Annotated in this window: 18 protein-coding genes, 1 tRNA gene and 2 pseudogenes; 11 read left to right on the plus strand and 10 right to left on the minus strand. The window is 31.0% G+C overall.

Features of this window, described 5'->3' with window-relative positions; translation table 11 throughout:
• From P8H50_RS06275 to P8H50_RS06285, 3 genes are read right to left on the minus strand one after another with little or no spacing between them, the layout of a single operon-like run.
• A complete protein-coding gene (locus P8H50_RS06275) occupies positions 1-864 on the minus strand; it encodes an MBL fold metallo-hydrolase (RefSeq protein WP_300206746.1) in 864 nt (287 codons plus the stop codon).
• Between the two features lie 51 nt (positions 865-915).
• A complete protein-coding gene (locus P8H50_RS06280; protein ID WP_300206748.1) occupies positions 916-3,102 on the minus strand; it encodes a SulP family inorganic anion transporter in 2,187 nt (728 codons plus the stop codon).
• Positions 3,099-3,947 carry a universal stress protein gene (locus P8H50_RS06285; RefSeq protein ID WP_300206750.1) on the minus strand — a complete coding sequence of 283 codons (849 nt, stop codon included), beginning with the start codon at positions 3,945-3,947 and terminating at the stop codon, positions 3,099-3,101. Before P8H50_RS06285 ends, P8H50_RS06280 begins: the two co-directional genes overlap by 4 nt.
• 306 nt (positions 3,948-4,253) lie before the next feature.
• On the opposite strand from P8H50_RS06285, the gene P8H50_RS06290 reads away from it, so the two are divergent.
• Genes P8H50_RS06290 through P8H50_RS06300 form a run of 3 tightly spaced genes read left to right on the plus strand, consistent with a single transcriptional unit; the run spans position 4,254 to position 7,610 of the window.
• Positions 4,254-6,104 (plus strand): sodium:proton antiporter, encoded by a 1,851-nt coding sequence (locus P8H50_RS06290; protein ID WP_300206752.1) that lies wholly within the window; start codon positions 4,254-4,256, stop codon positions 6,102-6,104.
• Positions 6,105-6,107: 3 nt separating this feature from the next.
• Positions 6,108-7,133 carry a DUF3137 domain-containing protein gene (locus tag P8H50_RS06295; protein WP_300206754.1) on the plus strand — a complete coding sequence of 342 codons (1,026 nt, stop codon included), beginning with the start codon at positions 6,108-6,110 and terminating at the stop codon, positions 7,131-7,133.
• Positions 7,134-7,610, plus strand: a complete 477-nt coding sequence (locus tag P8H50_RS06300; protein ID WP_300206756.1) for a hypothetical protein — start codon at positions 7,134-7,136, stop codon at positions 7,608-7,610.
• 330 nt (positions 7,611-7,940) lie between these two features.
• Here P8H50_RS06300 and lepA read toward each other — a convergent pair whose 3' ends face one another.
• Positions 7,941-9,737: a translation elongation factor 4 gene (gene lepA / locus P8H50_RS06305; protein ID WP_300206758.1), complete on the minus strand. Its 1,797-nt coding sequence runs from the start codon at positions 9,735-9,737 to the stop codon at positions 7,941-7,943.
• Positions 9,738-9,897: 160 nt separating this feature from the next.
• On the opposite strand from lepA, the gene P8H50_RS06310 reads away from it, so the two are divergent.
• On the plus strand, positions 9,898-12,336 hold the full coding sequence (locus tag P8H50_RS06310; protein WP_300206761.1) for an outer membrane beta-barrel family protein: 2,439 nt from the start codon (positions 9,898-9,900) through the stop codon (positions 12,334-12,336).
• A 25-nt stretch (positions 12,337-12,361) separates the two neighbouring features.
• On the opposite strand, the gene P8H50_RS06315 is transcribed toward P8H50_RS06310, so the two are convergent.
• On the minus strand, positions 12,362-13,474 hold the full coding sequence (locus P8H50_RS06315; RefSeq protein ID WP_300206763.1) for a hypothetical protein: 1,113 nt from the start codon (positions 13,472-13,474) through the stop codon (positions 12,362-12,364).
• Positions 13,475-13,533: 59 nt separating this feature from the next.
• On the opposite strand from P8H50_RS06315, the gene P8H50_RS06320 reads away from it, so the two are divergent.
• The 5 genes and pseudogenes from P8H50_RS06320 (at position 13,534) to P8H50_RS06340 (ending at position 17,418) form a co-directional block, all read left to right on the plus strand.
• Positions 13,534-14,766: a M28 family peptidase gene (locus P8H50_RS06320; protein ID WP_300206766.1), complete on the plus strand. Its 1,233-nt coding sequence runs from the start codon at positions 13,534-13,536 to the stop codon at positions 14,764-14,766.
• Between the two features lie 64 nt (positions 14,767-14,830).
• Entirely contained in the window at positions 14,831-15,214 is a 384-nt protein-coding gene (locus tag P8H50_RS06325) for a DUF4345 domain-containing protein (protein ID WP_300206768.1), read from the plus strand.
• 22 nt (positions 15,215-15,236) lie between these two features.
• A pseudogene (locus P8H50_RS06330) lies at positions 15,237-15,826 on the plus strand (heme-binding protein).
• Positions 15,827-15,869: 43 nt separating this feature from the next.
• Positions 15,870-16,865 (plus strand): tRNA dihydrouridine synthase DusB, encoded by a 996-nt coding sequence (dusB, locus tag P8H50_RS06335; protein ID WP_300206770.1) that lies wholly within the window; start codon positions 15,870-15,872, stop codon positions 16,863-16,865.
• Positions 16,866-16,935: 70 nt separating this feature from the next.
• Positions 16,936-17,418, plus strand: coding sequence for a hypothetical protein (locus tag P8H50_RS06340; RefSeq protein ID WP_300206772.1), 483 nt, complete (start codon positions 16,936-16,938; stop codon positions 17,416-17,418).
• A gap of 24 nt (positions 17,419-17,442) precedes the next feature.
• On the opposite strand, the gene P8H50_RS06345 is transcribed toward P8H50_RS06340, so the two are convergent.
• Positions 17,443-18,657: an FtsX-like permease family protein gene (locus P8H50_RS06345; protein ID WP_300206775.1), complete on the minus strand. Its 1,215-nt coding sequence runs from the start codon at positions 18,655-18,657 to the stop codon at positions 17,443-17,445.
• A 5-nt stretch (positions 18,658-18,662) separates the two neighbouring features.
• Complete coding sequence (gene rbfA, locus P8H50_RS06350; RefSeq protein WP_300206777.1) at positions 18,663-19,064, minus strand: 30S ribosome-binding factor RbfA; 402 nt, start codon at positions 19,062-19,064, stop codon at positions 18,663-18,665.
• Between the two features lie 172 nt (positions 19,065-19,236).
• Between rbfA and mce the strand changes: the two genes are divergently transcribed.
• Together mce and P8H50_RS06360 are read left to right on the plus strand one after the other, a co-directional pair.
• Positions 19,237-19,665 carry a methylmalonyl-CoA epimerase gene (mce, locus tag P8H50_RS06355; RefSeq protein WP_300206779.1) on the plus strand — a complete coding sequence of 143 codons (429 nt, stop codon included), beginning with the start codon at positions 19,237-19,239 and terminating at the stop codon, positions 19,663-19,665.
• A 46-nt stretch (positions 19,666-19,711) separates the two neighbouring features.
• Positions 19,712-19,785: transfer RNA gene (locus P8H50_RS06360), tRNA-Ile, on the plus strand.
• Positions 19,786-20,234: 449 nt separating this feature from the next.
• On the opposite strand, the gene P8H50_RS06365 is transcribed toward P8H50_RS06360, so the two are convergent.
• From P8H50_RS06365 to P8H50_RS11050, 3 genes and pseudogenes are all read right to left on the minus strand, one after another.
• A complete protein-coding gene (locus P8H50_RS06365; protein WP_300206781.1) occupies positions 20,235-20,603 on the minus strand; it encodes a hypothetical protein in 369 nt (122 codons plus the stop codon).
• A 6-nt stretch (positions 20,604-20,609) separates the two neighbouring features.
• Positions 20,610-20,915, minus strand: coding sequence for a hypothetical protein (locus tag P8H50_RS06370; protein ID WP_300206783.1), 306 nt, complete (start codon positions 20,913-20,915; stop codon positions 20,610-20,612).
• Positions 20,916-21,053: 138 nt separating this feature from the next.
• Positions 21,054-21,206: pseudogene (locus tag P8H50_RS11050) on the minus strand (zinc ribbon domain-containing protein); the annotation flags it as partial.
• Positions 21,207-21,214 lie beyond the last annotated feature (8 nt).

Below are 21,214 nucleotides of genomic sequence, written 5' to 3' on the forward strand. Positions count from 1 at the left end.
TTAAAGATTAAAAATATCATTACTTGAAAAAGTCCCCTTTAGTCTCACTCCTTTTTCTGTGTGTTTCACAGTAATTAACTCATTAAGTGCATCGTGTTCCAAAAATAAGTAATAATTATTATCTGCGGCTAAATTTAAGAATTTTTCTTTTTCGTCTAGAGTTAATAAAGGTCTTGTATCGTAACCCATTACAAAAGGTAAAGGAAGATGCCCAACAGTAGGTAGTAAGTCTGCCATAAAACAAATGGTTATACCGTTGTAATTAATCATGGGAATCATTTGTTTTTCGGTATGACCATTAGCAAAGAAAATATCAAATCCTAAAGCTGAATTTTTTAAGATATCATCCTCTGGAAGTTTAGTAAATTTTAAATGACCACTGTCTTCCATAGGCATAATATTTTCTTTTAAAAACGAAGCCACTTCTCGACGATTGGGTTGTGTTGCCCATTCCCAATGTTTCTGGTTGCTCCAGAAATGAGCATTTTTAAAAGCTGGCTCTAAAAGTGTTCTATCTTTGTTGTATTGAATAGAGCCTCCACAATGATCGAAGTGTAGATGCGTCATAAAAACATCTGTGATATCATCGCGATGAAAACCATATTTTGCTAGTGATTTATCTATAGTATCGTTTCCCCAAAGATGATAATAGCTATAGAATTTTTCGCTTTGCTTGTTTCCCATTCCTGTATCTATTAAAAAAAGACGTTTTCCATCTTCAATTAGCAAACAACGAGCAGCAATATCAATCATGTTATTGCTATCTGCTGGATTGGTTCTAGTCCAGAGTGATTTTGGAACTACTCCAAACATAGCACCTCCATCTAGCTTAAAATTTCCTGCGTTTATTGGGTACAAATTCATAATTGCAAATTATGAAAAACTATGGAATTGTGAGTAAGTGTTAAGTTTTTATTAAGAAACAACTTGTTGCAAACGCTTACCAAAATCGTAAAGTGCTTTTATTTCTTTAATACTTGCTAATCTTTCTCTTCCAAAAATAAGTAAATCTCGACCATTAGACTCTACGTGGTAGTATGGGTTGCTTTCAAAGAAATGAGTGATATCATCTGTAAAAAAAGCTTGAATAGCTTGAGTGTCTTCACCTAATAAATAAAATCTATTAGAGAAATCAGTATGATTTTCTATTGGAATATCTTTAAAGCCAGCAAAAGCATAGACTTTTTCTAGAAAACCTTCTTGGTCAAGTGTAAATTCTGGGATGTTTTTATTTAATTTTATGTGAAGCATGGTCGAGCGTATAACTTCTTTAGCAATAAACTCACCTTCTGAAAATTCTATATCGAAAGTGTTTAGTGTTTTATTTTTGTCTATTAATTGATTGTAGACATAACTAATTTTTTTTGTTCTAAAAAATAGAAAGTTATCTAAAAAATGGGTTTCTCTTACTTTTTTAGAGGTATAATTTAATTGATAATCTTCTGCTAATTCCTCTATTGTTTTTTGTCTTCTTGTTAGGCTATTTTTTATAAGTTTTGGCACTGGTAATAAGCGACGCAAAGCAAAAGGATGTTTAGAATCTGTATCATGTAAATCTAGACCAAGAACCTCGAAATGACCACCTCTTTTAATAAATAATTCTTGATAGTTATTTAGATTCTCCATAACTGTATGATCGACAAATTTACAAAGCGAGAAATCTACTATTACATCTTCTGTTTCTGGAATGGCTTCAATTTTTGATTTTAACTTATAGAAATTTAAAAAGCTACAAAAATGTTTAACACTTACATAATAATTACGATCCTCTTGATACATTAAAACATTTGGCTTTAATAAGTTTCGCCCAAAAAGACCAAAGCTCTTATTAATGATTATATGGATAATAAAAGTTACAAAAACACCTGAGGCAATGCCAGAAATTAAACCTACTTTTAGTGTAACTAATAGCGTAACAAAAAAGATAATAAGCTGCTCTCTACCTATTTTAAAAATCTTTCTTATGTTTTCTGGAGCGGCTAATTTATAGCCTGTATATACTAAAATTGCCATTAATGCAGGTAATGGAATACGTTGTAATTGAGTGCTAAATAGCACAATAAAAACAACTAAAAACAGGGCATGAAAAAAGTTCGAAGACCTATTGCTAGCTCCATTATTTACGTTTACAGAGCTTCTAGCAATAACGGTTACAACGTTTAATCCTCCTAAAAAACCACTACCAACTGTTGCTAAGCCTAAGGCTTTTAAATCTCTGTTTACATTACTACGTCGTTTTTTTGGATCAAGTTTATCTACCGCTTTAATACTTAATAAGGATTCTATACTCGCTATCAACGTAAGTGCCAATACGCTTGTCCAAAAAGGAAAGGTTGCTATTTTACTAAAATTTACAGTTGGTAATTGAGCAATAATTTCAGAAAACTCTGGTATTCCAGAAATCATATACTCCAAAGCGATTGGGTTTTTTTCGTGGGCTACTAATTCAAAATAATAACTAAATGCGATGGATAGTATTACAATCCACATTGGAGCAGGAATTAATTGTAAATATTTGTTTCTAATTTTTGAATAAAATATCATAATTAGAAAACTTAATACACCTGCAATCGCAGCAAAAACAAGACCTGTATTATCGTAGTGAACAGCATCGTTAATGGTAAATGGAATTTCTAGTAGGTAATCTATAGTGTCTTTTCTTTTTATACGATGCGCTAACATAATATGAAATTGTTTACCAAGAATAATTAGCCCAATTGCAGCAAGCATACCTTGTATAGCTGAAGATGGAAAAAAATCTGCTAATTTTCCTAAACGTAAAAAACCAAGCACTAATAAAATAACACCAGAACAAATTATGGCTGCATAAGCACTTTCCAACCCTAGTGTAGTAATAGCTACCAAAAGCACACCAACCAGTCCGTTTCCTGGCCCAGCTATTGTAACATTACTACCTCCTAAAAGCGATACTAAAATACCACCAACAACCGCAGCAATAACACCAGCAATTGGAGGAGCCTCGCTTGCCATTGCTAAGCCTAAACCCAGAGGTAAGGCTATAAGACTAACTACAAAACCCGAAAAAATATTTTTGGGTAATGCCTTAAAAAATGTTTTTATGTTGTTCTTTTTTTTGCTCATTGAATAATTAAAACATCTGTTGGTAACTCGGTTAAAATATGCTCAATATCGTGAGGAAACAACCTGTCCCAAAAAGACATTTTTGTTGGTGCATTCATTATTAACAAATCGGCTCTCGCAATTTGAGCATAATGACCTATAGAGTAGCCTTGCGTCCCGAAAATGGGTTGCGATTTTATGGCTATATTTTGAGTATATTCCTTTGGAATATCTTCAATGATATGGTTTATTCTTGAGCGTTCACGGTTTCGCAAACGTTCTTTTATAATTTGTGCTTTTCTTAAAGATTTATCATCTTCAACATTAACATGAATTTCGTTTTGTTTTATTTCTTCAACAATGGTTAATTTTTCCGCTTTAAGTTTTAAACCAATATAAAATGCAGTAGCAATAGTTTGTTCTGTTTTTGGGTCTTCCAAACCATTAACAACAATGTGTTGACAAGGTACGCGCTCTATTGATGGATTAATAAGTAATAATAAACAGCACTTTGCTTTTCGGGTAATTTTTCGAGCTATAGAACCAACATAATAAGTAAACAGTTTTTCTCTTTTAGCAGCACCAATGATTAATAAGTCAATATTTTTTTCTTCAGATGCGTTTAAAATAACGTCAACTGGATTACCAGGTTTAAAGAGGATTTTATAGCTTAATTTTTCATTTTTAAAATTGTCTAGAAAGTTTTTTAGGATTTTTATTTTTTCTTCAGAAGTCTCACCTACATGAATAATTACAAGTTTACATTCAAAAAATAATGCTAACCTTGCAGCTTCGTATAAGTTAGCTTTTAAGTTAGGTGAAAAGGCAACACCTATGCCTATGGTTTTAAATGGTTTTGGAAGCACGTACAGAAAAATTTCAAAAAAAGTGAAGATAGTATTTTTTACATTAACACAAATTATGCAATACAACTTCGTAATGAAGGTTGAAACTACAATAAAATCTATTGTTTTCTTAATTTAAGCATAGCATTGTTATGGTTAAATTAAAAAACAAAGCAACGCTGTAGGTTTTGCAGTAGTTTCAAGATGTAATAGATTTTCTATTGCATAATTTGTGTTTAACCAAACAAGTCGTTAAGATTTGTTAATAGCTTGTAAGTTTTGATATAATTATCTTTAACTTTAACATTTAAAAACAAGAACAACATTATGTTAGAATTAGCAGGAATTATTATATTAGGAATACTAGCACAATGGGTCGCTTGGAAATTTAAAATTCCAGCTATTTTGCCCTTAATATTAATAGGCCTTTTAGTAGGACCAATTGCTGCAGAGTTTTTAAGTGAAGATGGTACCAAATGGATAGAGCCTATTTGGAATGGAGAAAAAGGACTCTTTCCTGGAGAAAGCTTGTATTACTTTGTGTCTTTGGCCATTAGTATTATTTTATTTGAAGGCGGTTTAACCCTAAAGCGTTCTGAAATAAAAAATGTAGGTCCAGCAATAACAAAACTAATAACCATAGGCTCTGCAGTAACTTTTTTTGGTGCAGGTGTTTTAGCGCATTATATTTTTGAATTAAGTTGGGATTTGTCGTTTTTATTTGCTGGCTTAATTATAGTTACAGGACCTACTGTAATTACACCTATTTTAAGAAACATTCCTTTAAAGAAAGACATCTCCACTATACTAAAATGGGAAGGTATATTAATAGACCCAATAGGAGCCTTAGTGGCTGTATTAGTTTTTGAGTTTATAAGCGTTGGTGGAGATAGTGGTTTTACAAAAACAGCCTTTTTAGAGTTTGGTAAAATTGTGTTATTTGGTACCACTTTTGGTTTTACATTTGCACATGCTTTAGCTTTTGCAATTAATAAAAAAATGATTCCTCATTATTTATTAAATGTTGTTGCGTTGTCTACAGTGCTTCTTGTTTTTGTAGAATCAGAAATTTTTGCTCATGAGTCTGGCCTACTTGCCGTTGTGGTTATGGGAATGGTTCTAGGAAATGGAAAATTAGAAAATTTAAAGGAATTATTATATTTTAAAGAATCGCTTAGTGTCTTATTAATTTCTATACTATTTATATTACTTGCTGCTAACATTAATATAGAAGATTTAATGTTACTATATACTTGGAAAACAGCTTTGCTTTTTGCTGTTGTTGTTTTTATTATTAGACCAATTGCAGTGTTTTTAAGTACTCATGGTTCTAAACTAAAGTTTAAAGAAAAACTCTTTATTAGTTGGGTTGGACCTCGAGGTATTGTGGCAGCAGGTATTGCTTCCTTATTTGGAAGTAAGCTTATAAAACAAGGTGTAGAAGGTGCAGAATACATAACTCCTTTAGTCTTTATGATTGTTTTAGGAACCGTATTGTTAAACGCAACAACAGCACGATTATTTGCTAAAATAGTTGGTGTATTTTTAACAAAATCTGATGGAATATTAATTGTAGGTGCCTCTAAAGTTTCTCGTTTAATTGGGCATTATTTAGAATCTAATGGCAGACATGTGGTGTTAATAGATAGCAATCAAACCAATATTGATAAAGCAAAAGAATTAGGTCTTGAAGCTATAAACACCAATATATATTCTGATACTTTAATGGATAATATTGAATTAAACGATGTTGGCTATTTAATGGCTTTAACAGGAAGTAACGATATTAATAAGTATGCTATTAATAAATTTAGTAGCCAGTTTGGAGAAAATGGTTCGTTTAGGTTGGTAAGTGTAGACGAAATGCTGGATAGTAATAACAATCCAAAAGAAGGATTATTTTCACATACAGATGATTTTACAACACTTAGTGATGTTACTAGAAAGTTTCCTAGCATTCAAGAAATTGAGTTAAAAGACAAAGCACATTATACTAGCTTAATTGAACTCTCTGATAACGATAAAGATATTATTCCATTATTTTTAAAGAATGAAGCTTCTGAAATACAAATTATATCTTCGTATAACAAAGATATTGAAAACGTTGGAAAAAACTGGTGTTTAGTTTACCTAGGCAAACCTTTTGATGTTGAAAAAGTAGCGAATGAAGAAGATTAATTAATGAATAGTAAACTTAAAGATATACTTAATAAAAAAGCAAAAACCTTAGAACGCAAACGTAAAGTCGTTTTACTATGGTCTAAAGTTTACAGAATAATCATAGTGCCTTTAAAAATAACCTTTAGAGCTTGTTCTTTTATTTTAGCAATTATATGCGCTGCATTTCCTCCAGCTTTAGTTTATCTATTAATAACTGGAGTTATTTACTTTTTACTTGAAATTATAAATAACCCACTTAAAGCTTATAATAACAATTTTAAGAAGAACATTATACCAGCCATTTATAAAGAATTAAATACCTCTATCACTTATTATCCATCTGCAATACAGGTGTCTGATATTAAAAAAAGCGGATTATTTAAACCATCTTATTTTAATAATAAAACACATTTTGAAGGAGACGACTATGTTGTTGGAAAAGTTAATGATACAGAGTTTTCTATTAATCACATTAAGCTTTATAACGAGGTTGTAGATTATTTAAAAACAGCAGGAGGCTGTTTGTTTTCAATTTTATTATTCCCAATCTTTATTATAAGAAACCTTTTTGCAGATTACGCCCACGATGATGAACTTCCTTTATTGGGCATTGTAAAAAAGAAAGAAGTTATTTATGATGGGTTTTTTATAAAAACGACATTAAATACGACTTTTAATGGTAGAATTATTCTTATTCCTAAAGCAATGGACAAGGCTAATGGTAAAGAGTATTTATCAGTTTTTGGTGTTAAATTAGTACGTTCCTTAGACAAAACTATTGATGCTAATTATAATGTTTACAGCACTAACAATTTTTTGTCAGATCAATTTTTAATTGAAAACATAAGCAACACATTACAGTACATTTTTAAAGAAGAACAAACACCAACCTTGACGATTATTAATAACCAGCTACACCTCTTTATTCCAAGACAAAAAGAGTTGTTTAAAACGAGTGTTCATAACAAAATAAAAGATGCTTCTTTTTTCGATACTTATTTAAGAGATATAAAATATATAAACGACCTTATTTCTAAAATTAACTAAATGGATAGCACATACAACAACCACATAGACTATTCTAAATACCAAGTAGATGAAGTAACAGAAACCATTTCAGATGCTTTATTCTTTCCAGTTTACATTGGTAGGGTTTTAGTACTTAATCTGGTTGTTTTTTGGATACTGTTATCTTTGTTCTGTATCTTTTTTATCGATAATACTTTTCTAAGTTTTTTATATTGGTTTTTAGCTTTTATAATTTCTATTCCATCTATAATATTGTTTTCAATTGTAAGGTTGTTTAGCACCATTAAAAGTGATATTGATAAAGTGTTTAAAATTACTTTAGAAACATCTAAACACGTTTATGAAGATGCAGGATTAATTAAACAGCAACGCGAAGAAAGCGTTCCTATTAAAACAACCTTTTCCGATGTTTTTAAAGGTGTAGCGATCTATGTTATTAGACCTTCATTGAAGAAAGTATTACAAAAACGAATAAAGTTTTTGCTTGGCCACTAACATTTTTAATAGATCTTATTTTTAAAAAGACAGTTATTAAATCTCCACCAGTAATAGAAGTTGATTTAGATAGTGAAGACCATATTATCTTGAAAGAAAACACTAAACTAGATAAAATAAATAAAGGCGGAACAAAAACAACATCAGTAGCTTTTACTGTTGTTAAGTTTCCTTTTCGATTAGCGCTTATAATTTATGGACTAGTAAATTTTACGCTTAACTATTTACTTTATTTACTGTTTAGATAATGTTTATTCTTAATAAGTTTAAAACAAAAATGCTTTCTTAAAAAGAAAGCATTTTTAAAATCTAATATAGTCTAAAGCAAGATTAATCATTCAACTTTAAAACAGCCATAAACGCTTGTTGAGGTATTTCTACATTACCAACTTGGCGCATACGTTTTTTACCTTTTTTCTGCTTCTCTAAAAGTTTACGCTTACGTGAAATATCTCCACCATAACATTTTGCTGTTACATCTTTACGTAACGCTTTTACAGTTTCTCTTGCAATAATCTTTGCTCCAATAGCTGCTTGAATTGGAATATCGAATTGTTGACGCGGAATTAATTCTTTCAACTTTTCTGTCATTTTTTTACCAATATGGTGAGCGTTATCTGCATGAATAAGAGCAGAAAGTGCATCAACTGGTTGAGCATTTAATAATACATCTAAACGCACTAATTTTGAAACCTTCATACCAATTGGATGGTAATCAAAAGAAGCATAGCCTTTAGAAACGGTTTTCAATCTATCGTAGAAATCGAAAACAATTTCTGCTAAAGGCATTTCGAAAGTTAACTCCACACGAACAGGAGTTAAATACGTTTGATTAGTAATCATACCACGTTTCTCTATACATAAACTCATTACGTTACCAACAAAATCTGACTTTGTAATTATAGTAGCCTTAATAAACGGTTCTTCAACGCGATTAATCATGGTTGGTTCTGGTAAATCACTTGGATTATTTACAATAAAAGGAACATCTGGTTCTTTATTTGTGTAAGCGTAGTATGATACGTTTGGAACAGTAGTAATGACTGTCATGTCAAATTCACGCTCTAAACGTTCTTGAATAATTTCCATGTGAAGCATTCCAAGGAAACCACAACGAAAACCAAAACCTAAAGCAGCAGAACTTTCTGGTGCAAACACCAAAGAAGCATCGTTTAGTTGCAACTTTTCCATAGAGCTTCTTAGCTCTTCGTAATCTTCTGTATCTACAGGATAAATACCTGCAAATACCATAGGTTTTACATCCTCGAAACCTTCAACAATATTTGTAGTTGGGTTTGCAAAATCTGTGATAGTATCTCCTACTTTTACTTCTTTTGCGGTTTTTATTCCAGTAATTAAATAACCAACGTCTCCAGTTTTTACACTTTGTTTTGCAACTTGTGTTAGTTTTAATGTCCCAACTTCGTCTGCGTAATATTCGTTATCTGTAGCAACAAACTTAATTTTTTGTCCTTTTTTAATTTCGCCATTAAACACTCTAAAATACGTTTCAATACCTCTAAACGTATTGTAAACCGAATCAAAAATTAAAGCTTGTAATGGTGCATCTGGATCTCCTTTTGGAGCTGGAATACGCTTAATAATAGCTTCTAAAATATTTTCAACACCAAATCCAGTTTTTCCACTTGCGTGAATAACCTCTTCAGGATCGCAACCTAAAAGCTCTACAATATCATCTGTAACCTCTTCTGGATTTGCACTTGGCAAATCTACTTTGTTAAGTACAGGAATAATTTCTAAATCGTTTTCAAGTGCTAAATATAAATTAGAAATGGTTTGTGCTTGAATACTTTGTGCTGCGTCTACAATTAATAAAGCACCTTCACAAGCAGCAATAGAGCGTGAGACTTCGTAAGAGAAATCTACGTGACCAGGAGTATCAATTAGATTTAAAATATATTTTTCGCCTTCAAAAGTATAATCCATTTGTATAGCATGAGACTTAATGGTAATACCACGTTCGCGCTCTAAATCCATACTATCTAAGAGTTGCGCTTGTTGTTCACGAGCAGTTACAGAACCTGTTGCGTCTAGTAAACGATCGGCAAGTGTGCTTTTTCCGTGGTCAATATGTGCAATAATGCAAAAATTTCTAATATTCTTCATAATCTATCTGCTCTTAAAAAGAAAGAGATTGCAAATATAATGCAAAAATTGCCCATTTTTTAGATTTTCTTCTGAATAGAAACATCTATTGATTATTGCGATTTTCCGCAATAAAAACTAAAAAAAAAGTTGTTATATTGCTTTTGCATTATCAAAATTGATGAAACACCTCTTTTACCTACTTATTTTTCTTTTTTCTTCGGAAATTATTGCTCAGGAATATACTATTTCTGGGACAGTTGTTGATGAGGAAAATAATGCGATTCCTTACGCTAATGTAGTACTTCATGAATCTGTTGCACAAAATATTGAAGGTAGTTCAGGAATTTCAGGAAATAATCGAAAAGGCGCTGTTACAGACGAAAACGGTTACTTTGAGTTTACCAATTTAAAAGAATATGGATACTTTATTATGTCTAGTTATATTGGTTATAAATCTAAAAAAACTCTTTATCCAATTCAGCTTTCCAAAGACGAGTATCTTAAAATTATTTTAATAGAAGATACACAAGCTCTAGAGGAAGTTTCTTTAACATCTAATAAACCCACTTTAAAAAAAGAAGTTGACCGATTGGTTTTTAATGTTGCAAACACCTCACTAAGCGAAGGAAGTATTTTAGATGTTTTGCGAAGTACACCAGGTGTTTTAATTTTAGAGAATACCATTACAGTAAAAAATGGGTCACCAACAGTTTACATAAACGATAGAAAAGTAAACCTCACAGCAACAGAAATTACACAGCTTTTAGAAAATTCACCTGCAAACACTATACAAAAAATCGAGGTTATTACTAATCCACCAGCAAAATACGACACTGGAAGTGGAGCGGTTTTAAACATTGTTATGAGCAAAAACTTAATTACAGGTTATCGTGGTAATGTATTTAGTAATTTTACCCAAGGTGTGTTTTCAAGATATAATACAGGAATTAATCAGTTTTATAAAACAAAAAAAATAAACCTAAACCTAAATTATAGTTTTACTAAAAACAAGATTAATAGAGTAAACGATAACACCATAAACTATCTTGACAATTCTGGAAATTTAGACCAAAAATGGCAAACTAATAATAATAGAAATTCTAGAACAAAAGCACACAACATAAACTTAAATTTCGATTATTTAATAGATGATAGCAACACGTTAAGTTTGTCGTCTAATGCCTTATTAACTCCTTATTATCGTTACAGAATACATGGCCAAACAGATGTTACAAATAGTTTAAATGAAAGCCTTTATAGTTTTAATGCTAATAATTATTCTCAAGACGAAAAACATAATTTAGGTTTCGATTTAGACTTTATACATCGTTTTGAAAACAAGAGCAAACTAGTATTTAATACACATTTTACAGACTATAATTACTACAGACACCAAGACGTTAATAGTACTTATTTTTTTACAAATAATACTAATAATTTTAGTACTGCTTTTTTAACAGATAATAACCAGAACACTAATATTCTAGCGTTTAAGATGGATTACGAACAGCCAGTAGACGATAGCACTGAATTAGCCTTTGGTACAAAATGGTCTACCATTAATACTAATAGCGATATTACTCAGTTTGATATTAACCAAAACACAGGTTCCGTAGATTTTAACGCTCAAAACTCTAATGCTTTCGATTATAAAGAGTCTGTTTTTGCAGCTTACATGAGTTATAAAAAAGCATGGGAAAAATGGAGTTTTAGTGGAGGATTGCGATTAGAACAAACACGTGTTGAAGGTTTATCTGTGTCAGATAACGTTAAAAGTAATCAAGAGTATTTAGAGTTCTTTCCAACATTAAGTTTAAGCCATCAAGTATCAGAAAAAACAAGTGTTTACACAAATTACAAACGCAGCCTTTCTAGACCTAGTTATCAGTTATTAAACCCGTTTAATTTCTTTTTAAACGATAATACCATAGCAACTGGTAATCCTAACTTATTGCCATCTTTTACAAATCACTTTGTGGTTGGTACAGAAATTAATAAACGTTACACGGTAGAGGCTTATTATAAAGATATATCTAATCAAATTAACGAGTTACCAAAACAAGATAATGCTAATAATTTTCTAATTTATTCTCCAACTAATATTGGTAAAACCAAAGAGCTAGGATTCGATTTTATAACTTATTTTGATGTGAATGATAATTGGTCTGTTTATTTTGTGACTTCTTTTTATAATATTCAAGACGAAGCTTTTATAGATAATCAATGGCTTAAAACAGATCAATGGAGTAATTACTCTGTATTTAGCAACGATTTTTCTTTTTTAAAAGACAAGAGTCTTAAAGCAAACTTTACATTAACTTATGTTGGTAAAAACCAACAAGCATTCCAAATTGCAGACTCTCGTTTGGTTTCAGATTTGTCGTTTAGCAAATCGGTTTTTAAAAATAAAGGTACTTTGTCTCTTGCTTTTGCAGATTTATTTAACACACAAGATTTTGTAATAAGTTCAAGATTTGGGAACCAAAACAATGTTAATTATAGCGATTTAGATAACCGTTATGTTAAGCTAGGTTTTAGTTATAAATTTGGAAATACAGGATTAAAAACCAATGCTCGCAATAAAAACATTAATGAACGCGAAAGATTAGAAAAATAAAAAACATTTATTTTTTAAGCTTTTTTTAATCCTGCCACTCTGCAATAAATAAGTTTGTATCACGACCACCACCATTATTTCTATTAGAAGAAAAAGCAAGTTTCTTACCATCGTTAGAAAACACTGGAAAAGCATCAAAAGTTTCACTGTGTGTTACACGCTCTAAATTTTTACCATCAATATCTATTAGGTATAAGTTAAAAGGAAAACCACGTTCTGCTTCAAAGTTTGAGGAGAATAATACTTTTTTTCCTGAAGGATGAAAAAACGGGCTCCAATTTGCATTTCCTAAGTCAGTTAATTGACGTAAATCGCTGCCATCTGCATTACAAATGTAAAGTTCCATATCTGTTGGCTCTACTAAGCCTTCAGCTAACAAATCTTTATAGTCTTTAATTTCTTCTTCTGTTTTAGGTCTAGACGATCTAAAGATAAGTTTAGTACCATCTGGTGAGAAAAACGCACCTCCATCATAGCCTAACTTATTAGTAATTTGCTTGACATCGCTTCCATCAATATTCATGGTGTATAATTCTAAATCACCACTTCTAGTTGAAGTAAAAACAATCTTATCTCCTTTTGGTGAAACAGTTGGTTCTGCATCGTAACCTTTTTCGTTGGTTAATTGTTTAACAATATTGCCTTCTAAATCTGCAATAAAAATATCGAACGAATCGTAAACTGGCCAAATGTATTTTCCGTTTTTACGTAAAGGAACTTCTGGACATTCCTCATCTACCAAATGTGTAGATGCGTATATTATATGCTTATTGTCTGGCATAAAATATGAGCAAGTTGTGCGTCCTTTTCCTGTACTAACCATAGGTGGTATAGTACCATTAAAAGTCTCGTCTGCATTCATTAAAAACATTTGGTCGCAACTAACATTCCATTTTTCGTAATTAGATTGAAAAACCAATTGCTTATCATCAAAACTCCAGTAAGCTTCAGCATTATCACCACCAAAAGTTACTTGACGTAAGTTTTTAAAATGAGTTTCTTCAGGGAAAATTAACGGATTATTAGCAGCTGTTTGCTCTGTAGTTGCTGTTGTTTTTTCTGTTTCCGTTTTCACTTCATTTTTACACGAAAAAGAAATTAATGCAATAAGTAATAAATAGAATAGAGGTGTTTTCATCTTTAACTTTAATAAATGACATATAATGCCTAATTTTGTGCAAAATTAATACTCTTATCATGAAATACATAATCACATCACTTATTTTATTGTTTTTAACAGCATGTAAAACAGAAACAAAAGAAACTATTAATACAGTTTCTATAAAAGAAGACGTCGCTTTTCTAGCGTCTGATGCCCTAGAAGGACGACAAACAGGAAGCGATGGAGAACAAAAAGCAGCAACATATATTGCCGAAAGATTTCAAAATATTGGATTACAAGAAAAAGGAACAGAAAAATATTTTCAAACTTTTTCTTTTCGCCCAAAAACAGATCCACACCAAGAAGTTAACTACACGGTAAAAGATGGTGATAGTACAATTACAGGAACAAACGTCATTGGTTATATAGATAACAAGGCAGAGAATACTATTATTATTGGTGCGCATTACGACCATTTAGGTTATGGTGCAGAAGGTTCTTTACACAGAGGAGAAAGAGCAATCCATAATGGAGCAGACGATAATGCAAGTGGTGTTGCTGTGCTTTTAAATTTAGCTGGAAGATTAAAAGCTAAAAACACAAACAACAATTATTTGTTTATGGCTTTTTCTGGTGAGGAACTAGGATTATTGGGTTCTAATTACTTTGTAAAAAATCCAACTATAGACACCAAAAAAGTAGATTACATGATTAATATGGATATGGTAGGACGCTTAAAGGCAGATAGTACTTTAGCTGTTTATGGTGTTGGTACCTCTCCAATTTTTAAGCAAACAGTCACTGCTAACAATTCGAAATTTAAAATTGTAGCTAAAGAATCTGGTGTTGGACCTAGTGACCATACCTCTTTTTATCATGCAGATATTCCAGTGCTACACTTTTTTACAGGACAGCATGAAGATTATCATAAACCAACAGATGATACCGAAAAACTAAACTATGAAGGTATGCAAACCATTTCAAATTATATTTTTGAAATTATTACAGACCTTGACAACAACGGAAAATTACCATTTAGAGCAACTAAAAACGAAAGCGACTCTGTGCCAAAATTTAAAGTAGGCTTAGGTGTAACACCAGACTATTTATACGATGGAGAAGGCATGCGAATTGATGGTACCCGAGAAAACACTCCAGCAACAAATGCAGGTATACAAAAAGGAGATGTTGTAATGAAAATTGGAGATAACGACATTTCAGACATGATGAGTTATATGAAAGCATTAGCAGCCTTTAAAAAAGGAGATACTACCAAAGTAACTGTAAAGCGTGAGGAAGAACTAATTGAAGTTGAGGTTACTTTTTAATGAGCTAAATTATTGTTACTTCTGGTTATTTTGAGGTACGAAAAATAGTATCGAGAAGCTAAACATGTTTAAAAACAAACAAGATATTATTACTAAAATTCACTTAGTTATTTCGGTGTCTATTGTTGTTCCTATAGCCTTAATTTATGGTTTCAAACCAGAATTAAGTTTCGACATGTTTCTAGAAACTATAGATGAGCATAATTTCTACAAAGCAGTTATGGGATTGTATTTAGGTTTTTCAACAATATGGCTTTTAGGTGTATTTAAAGTGCACTATCTTAAAACAGCTTTGATTACCAATGTTGTTTTTATGCTTGGCTTAGGTTTTGGAAGATTGCTGAGTTTAACTTTAGATGGAATTCCAACAGTTGGATATCTATTTGGAACAGTTGCAGAACTTTTTTTAGGGCTTTACGGTTTATGGGTTTTAAATAGAAAGAGTTAGTGCTCTAATAAAACATATTATTATGAAAATAAAAACAATACTTATTATTCTTGGTGTTATTATAGCAGCTTTTTTAATTTTTCAGTTTTACTTTATTTATTCACAAAAAGATATCGAAACACACCAATACCAAACACTTAAGAAAATAGATAATATTGAGATCCGTAAATATGAATCTGCATTATTTACATCAATAAAATTGGCAACAGACGATTACGATAAAGCTGGCTCTGAAGGTTTTAATGCATTAGGAGGTTATATTTTGGAGATAACGAAACCAAACAGAAAATAGCCATGACCTCTCCTGTAAATATGAGCTTAGAAGACTCTGTAACCATGCAGTTTTTAGTTCCTAAAGCTTACAAAAAAGAAGATTTGCCAATACCGAATCAAAAAAAAATTCAGTTTAAACAAATGCCAGAAAAAACAGTTGCAGTAATTAGCTTTGGTGGCTGGGCTAATAAAGATAAGATTGACAAATATAAAAACGCACTAAAACAAACCTTAGATAAAAACGGTATTGCTTACTCTAATAAGTTCTCTTTTTTAGGTTATAATGCACCTTTTGAGGTATTTAATAGAAAGAATGAAGTTATTGTTGTGTTAGAATAAGTATAACATAAAAAGTATTAATTTTGTTAATAAACAAAAAATCTTGGTAAAAATAGACAACATAGAACTTCCAGACTTCCCATTGCTTTTAGCACCAATGGAAGACGTAAGCGACCCACCATTTCGAGCATTATGTAAAGAGCAAGGTGCAGATGTTGTATATACAGAGTTTGTAAGTAGCGAAGGTTTAATTCGTAACGCAGCAAAAAGTGTTATGAAACTAGACATTTACGAAAAGGAAAGACCAGTTGGGATTCAAATTTTTGGAGCTAATATGGACAGTATGTTAGAGACCATTGACATTGTTTCTGCTTCTAAACCAGATATTATAGACATTAATTTTGGGTGTCCAGTAAAAAAAGTAGTGAGTAAAGGTGCAGGAGCAGGTATTTTAAAAGACATCTGTTTAATGGAGCAATTAACTGCCGAAATGGTTAAGCGTACCAATATTCCAATTACTGTAAAAACACGTTTAGGTTGGGATCACGACTCTATTAAAATAGTTGAAGTTGCAGAGAGACTTCAAGATGTAGGCTGCAAGGCTATTGCTATACACGGAAGAACACGTGCGCAAATGTATAAAGGAGAAGCAGACTGGAAACCAATTGCTCAATTAAAAAACAACCCAAGAATGCATATTCCTGTTTTTGGAAATGGAGATGTTACAACTCCAGAAAAAGCTATGGAAATGCGAGATGTTTATGGTTTAGATGGCTGTATGATTGGTCGAGCGACCATTGGTAATCCATGGTTTTTTAAACAAGTAAAGCACTTTTTTAACACTGGAGAGCACTTAACACCAATTACAATTGCAGAGCGTGTGGAAGCTGCTCGAAGACATTTACAAATGGCTATAGATTGGAAAGGCGAAATACTTGGTGTTTTTGAAACCAGAAGACATTATACTAATTACTTTAAAGGCATTCCTCATTTTAAAGGACACAGAATGAAAATGGTTACAAGTGATGCATCAAAAGATGTTTTTGCTGCTTTTAACGAGGTTGAAAAACTGTTTAGTGATTATATTTTTACGGAATAAACACTCTAAAATTTACTGTTTTTACTTTTTCTGATAGTTTTAAGTAATTTGAAGAAAACAAAATAACTTAATGAGTTTTATAGCAAGTGGTTCGTATAGTAATGGTTTAAAAATTTATAAATCATCTGATTTAGAACTTTACTCTACAATAAAAAAATCTTGGTTTTCAGGTAGTTTAATTTCAATTTTTAATTCTGAAAATCAACTTATTTTAGAAATAAAAGAAAGTAGATTTTTTGGTTCTAAATTTAAAATTATTTTTAAACACAATTCAATTTTAAAAAGACAGTTCTTAATCAAGGACTCAAACCTAGCTAATTCTGAATTAATTTTCGAGAATAATGATAAGATAACACTTGCGCGTAAATGGATTCCTTTAGTTAATCCATATTCAAAAATCATATATAATGAAAAAGTAATTGGAAAAGTAAAAATGAATATATTTTCACTTGAACGTAATTATGAAATCAATTTAAATCATGCTCAAACGGAAATTGAATTATATTTACTAATATTATTCTTATGTACGGAATCGAATGTTAATTTTGAATAAAAATGACCTAATGTTAGTTTGATTCTAACTCGTTTTTATCATATTCTTAGTAATCCTAACCGAAGCTATTTTAGAGGCTACAATACCTAAAACAGTTATTGTTAAGAACACAATCACTAAATTTTTAGCATGAAAAGCAACAGGATATGCTAGTGTTTGGGTAATCATTACTTTCATGTTATCTGGACCATAAAGTTGAAAAAGCACTAATAGCGTACTAACGACTAAGCCTATTAATCCTCCAAAAACACTCATGAGTGTGCCTTGTAAAAAGAAAATTTTCCTAATATCTTTTACAGTAGCACCAACGTTAAATAAGGTGTTGAGGCTTTTCTTTTTATCAAGCATCATCATTATTAAAGAACCAACAACATTAAAAAAGGCAATAATTAAAATGAGTGTAAAAATAAGATAAACAGCAAGGTTTTCAGTATTAAGCATTTTATACAAGGCATCATTTAATTGTGCTGTATTTTTTAGTGTTATATTGTTTCCTAAAACAGCTTGAATTTGAGATTTCACTTTGTTTTCATCTGCACCTTCTGTTAATCTAAACTCAATATTTGTAATCTGATTTTCTTTATAATTTAGTAATTCTTGAGCTAGTTCTAAGCTTGAGAAAATATGACTATCATTTAGGTTTTCGTTTACACTAAAAACGCCAACGTTAATAGCTTCTACTTGATTAAAAGCCTGCTGTATAGATGTTATTTGTCCTTTACCAGGTTTTGGCACAAACAAAGACACGCGTTTTCCATAATCTAAAACACCAATATTTAAACTGTTAGAGACGCCATCTCCAACAACAACTTGGTTGGTTTTATCTGTTAACCAACTGCCTCTCCATATTATAGAGTCTACAACATTTACGAATTTATAATTAGCATCAACGCCTTTAATATATAAGGCTTGCTTATTACCATCGAAAGAAGCAATTATACGTTCTTCTATTACTTTTGAATAACTTGCAATACCATTAATCTCGTTGAGTTGTTTTGCTAGATTTGGTTCTAAAATAAAAGATTTTCCAATGGAGGTTTCTGCTTTTAAATCTGGATCGATAACCGTTGTAAATGCAAGTGTAAAGTCTCTTAAACCCGCAAAACCAGAAAGCACAATAAACAAAGAAGCAGAACCTAAAATAATGCCAACTATAGCAATATAAGTAATAAAATTAATCGCATTGTTAGTGCTTTTAGAACGTAAATACCGTTTTGCGATGTAAAGTGAAAAACTCAAAAGGGTTATGATTTTTTATGCTTTCCTAGAAGATTTGGGTCTTTTAATGGGTTGTCCACACCTTTTAAAGATTGCTCAATTTTATCAATATGTTCTAAAGAATCGTCCACAAAAAAGTAAAGCTGTGGCATTCTTCTTAATTGGTTTTTTGTGCGTTGCGCTAATTCATGACGAATAAAAGGCTGGTTAGATTTTATACCTTCAATTAAAGTTTTTGCTTTATCGTTTGGAAAAATGCTTAAATACACTTTGGCTACAGACAAATCTACAGTCACACTCACTTTAGATACCGAAATAATAACACCTCGCATACCTCCTTGAGTCGCTGCTGTTTGTAAAATATCTACAAGATCGCGCTGTAAAACCGATCCTATTTTTTTTTGTCTTTGGCTTTCTTCTGTTTTCATTCTGTTGATTGCTCCTAAATAAAAGGAATATGTATAGATTGCAAAAATACGCTTTTTAAATATTATAGTATTTTTGAAAGCAAAATTTGTAAATTAATTTAATGCAAATTGAAATTTAGAGAGAAATATTAATTATATTTTTGTTTTACGAAAATAAATAACACTGTTTTAAATGAATAAAATCGAACACATAGGAATTGCTGTAAAAAGCTTAGAAACATCCAATATGTTATTTGCCAAACTATTTGGCGAACCTCATTACAAAGAGGAGAAAGTAGAGTCCGAAGGTGTAAAAACTTCATTTTTTCAAGTTGGAGAAAATAAAATTGAATTATTAGAAGCTACAAAAGAAGACAGTCCAATAGCTAAGTTTATTGAGAAAAAAGGTGAAGGTGTTCACCATATAGCTTTTGACGTAGAAGATATTGAAGCAGAAATTAAAAGACTAAAATCTGAAGGTTTTATAATTTTAAATGAAAAACCAAAGAAAGGAGCCGACAATAAACTAGTAGTGTTTTTGCATCCTAAATCCTCTAATGGCGTGTTAATTGAGCTTTGTCAGGAAATAAAGAATAAAGAAAATAAAGATATAGAGAAATAAATCTTGTAGAGTTTTAAAATTAATATTAGATTTGCACACCAATTTTGGTCCCATAGCTCAGTTGGTTAGAGCACCTGACTCATAATCAGGTGGTCCTTGGTTCGAGCCCAAGTGGGACCACTTTATAAACCACTCTGTTTTAGGGTGGTTTTTTTGTGAATCATATTAAGTGTAAATAACTAACAAACAATACTTTATGTGTTTTTTATTTTATTTTTCTCTATGATAAAAGATAAATTTCTTCTTCATTCTTAAGACAACTTCATGATTATGCATCATTAGATTTTTGTCAATATTGTCCAATATTTGTTCTTGTTATCATATTTGTTTGCAATTTGCAAACAAATGAGTATGGTTATGATATTAATTTTAAAGGAAGTCATATTGCATAGTTCGCTTGTTTCATCTTGTTAATAAAACATAACCAACTCAAGTGTCATATAATAAAAGCTACACTCAAAATTAAAGATGTTGAATATTTTAATTCATAATATTACCCATCTTTGGTTATTTCCTTTTTTTGCTCCAATTACCCATAACGGTTTGGCTAAACTGCGTTTTAATGCAGTTTAGGTTTTGTTATGAGACTGACTGTTTCTAAAAGAATTTACTGTGGCTACAATGGAAAATGCAATACACCATAATCCGAAAACAGCACCTACCAACGAAAATTCCTCTTTACTTATACCGATACTCGTTATAAATAAAAGATACCAAATGAAAAATATTGCGCTTAATATTATGCTTAAAATAGAAAGTGTTTTCATGGTTTTTGATTTTGATAAAACGATTTTTTTTGTGTTTTCAGAAATTTCAACAGGAGTTGTTTCAGCTTGAGCCGGCTCCCCCACCTTTAAATTTTCTGGCTGGTGGCCGCACTGATCGCAAAATTTTGAACCTGCGTTAAATTCACTACCACATTTTGAGCAATACTTCATAATATATTAATTTTGAGAATTAAGAATCTGACATAAACTTTTTTTAGAATATTTTGAAACCCAAATAAAACCTTGTGGAACCTCTATGGACTCCCCATCAAAATCTACAGAAACAGTATTAAATCCTCGAGCTGCACGTACTTTATTAAGAAAATTTTGGTCATTATACATTTTGGCCTTTATACGTTTTACTCGTTTTTTTCCTTTGCGATATCTAAAAATAAAAATTGGAGCAATCAGTATCCCTATTCCAAATGTCAAAATTATGACTAACCATATTTCAATCATTCTATTCTTAAGGTATTTTTTCATACAAAATTCTATTGCCTCAATTTTTTCATTATTGACTTTGTCGTTGTTTGCATTAATACTTTTAGAAACAATATTTATGTTGGGATCTTGATTGCCACTAATATTAGCTTGCTGAGAAAAATTATTACCACAACCGGAGCAAAATTTTACATTTTCTTTTTTTTCAGCACCGCATTTGGCGCAGAAAACTACTTGGGGCTTTGACTCATTTTTTATACCACAGAATGAACAAAATATTTGGTCTTCTTGAATGGGGTTTTTGCAATTAGAGCATTCCTTGTTATTTATTATTGTTGGCT

It is taken from the genome of Lacinutrix sp. (assembly GCF_029238095.1).
In the GTDB taxonomy this organism is placed as follows: Bacteria; Bacteroidota; Bacteroidia; order Flavobacteriales; family Flavobacteriaceae; genus Lacinutrix.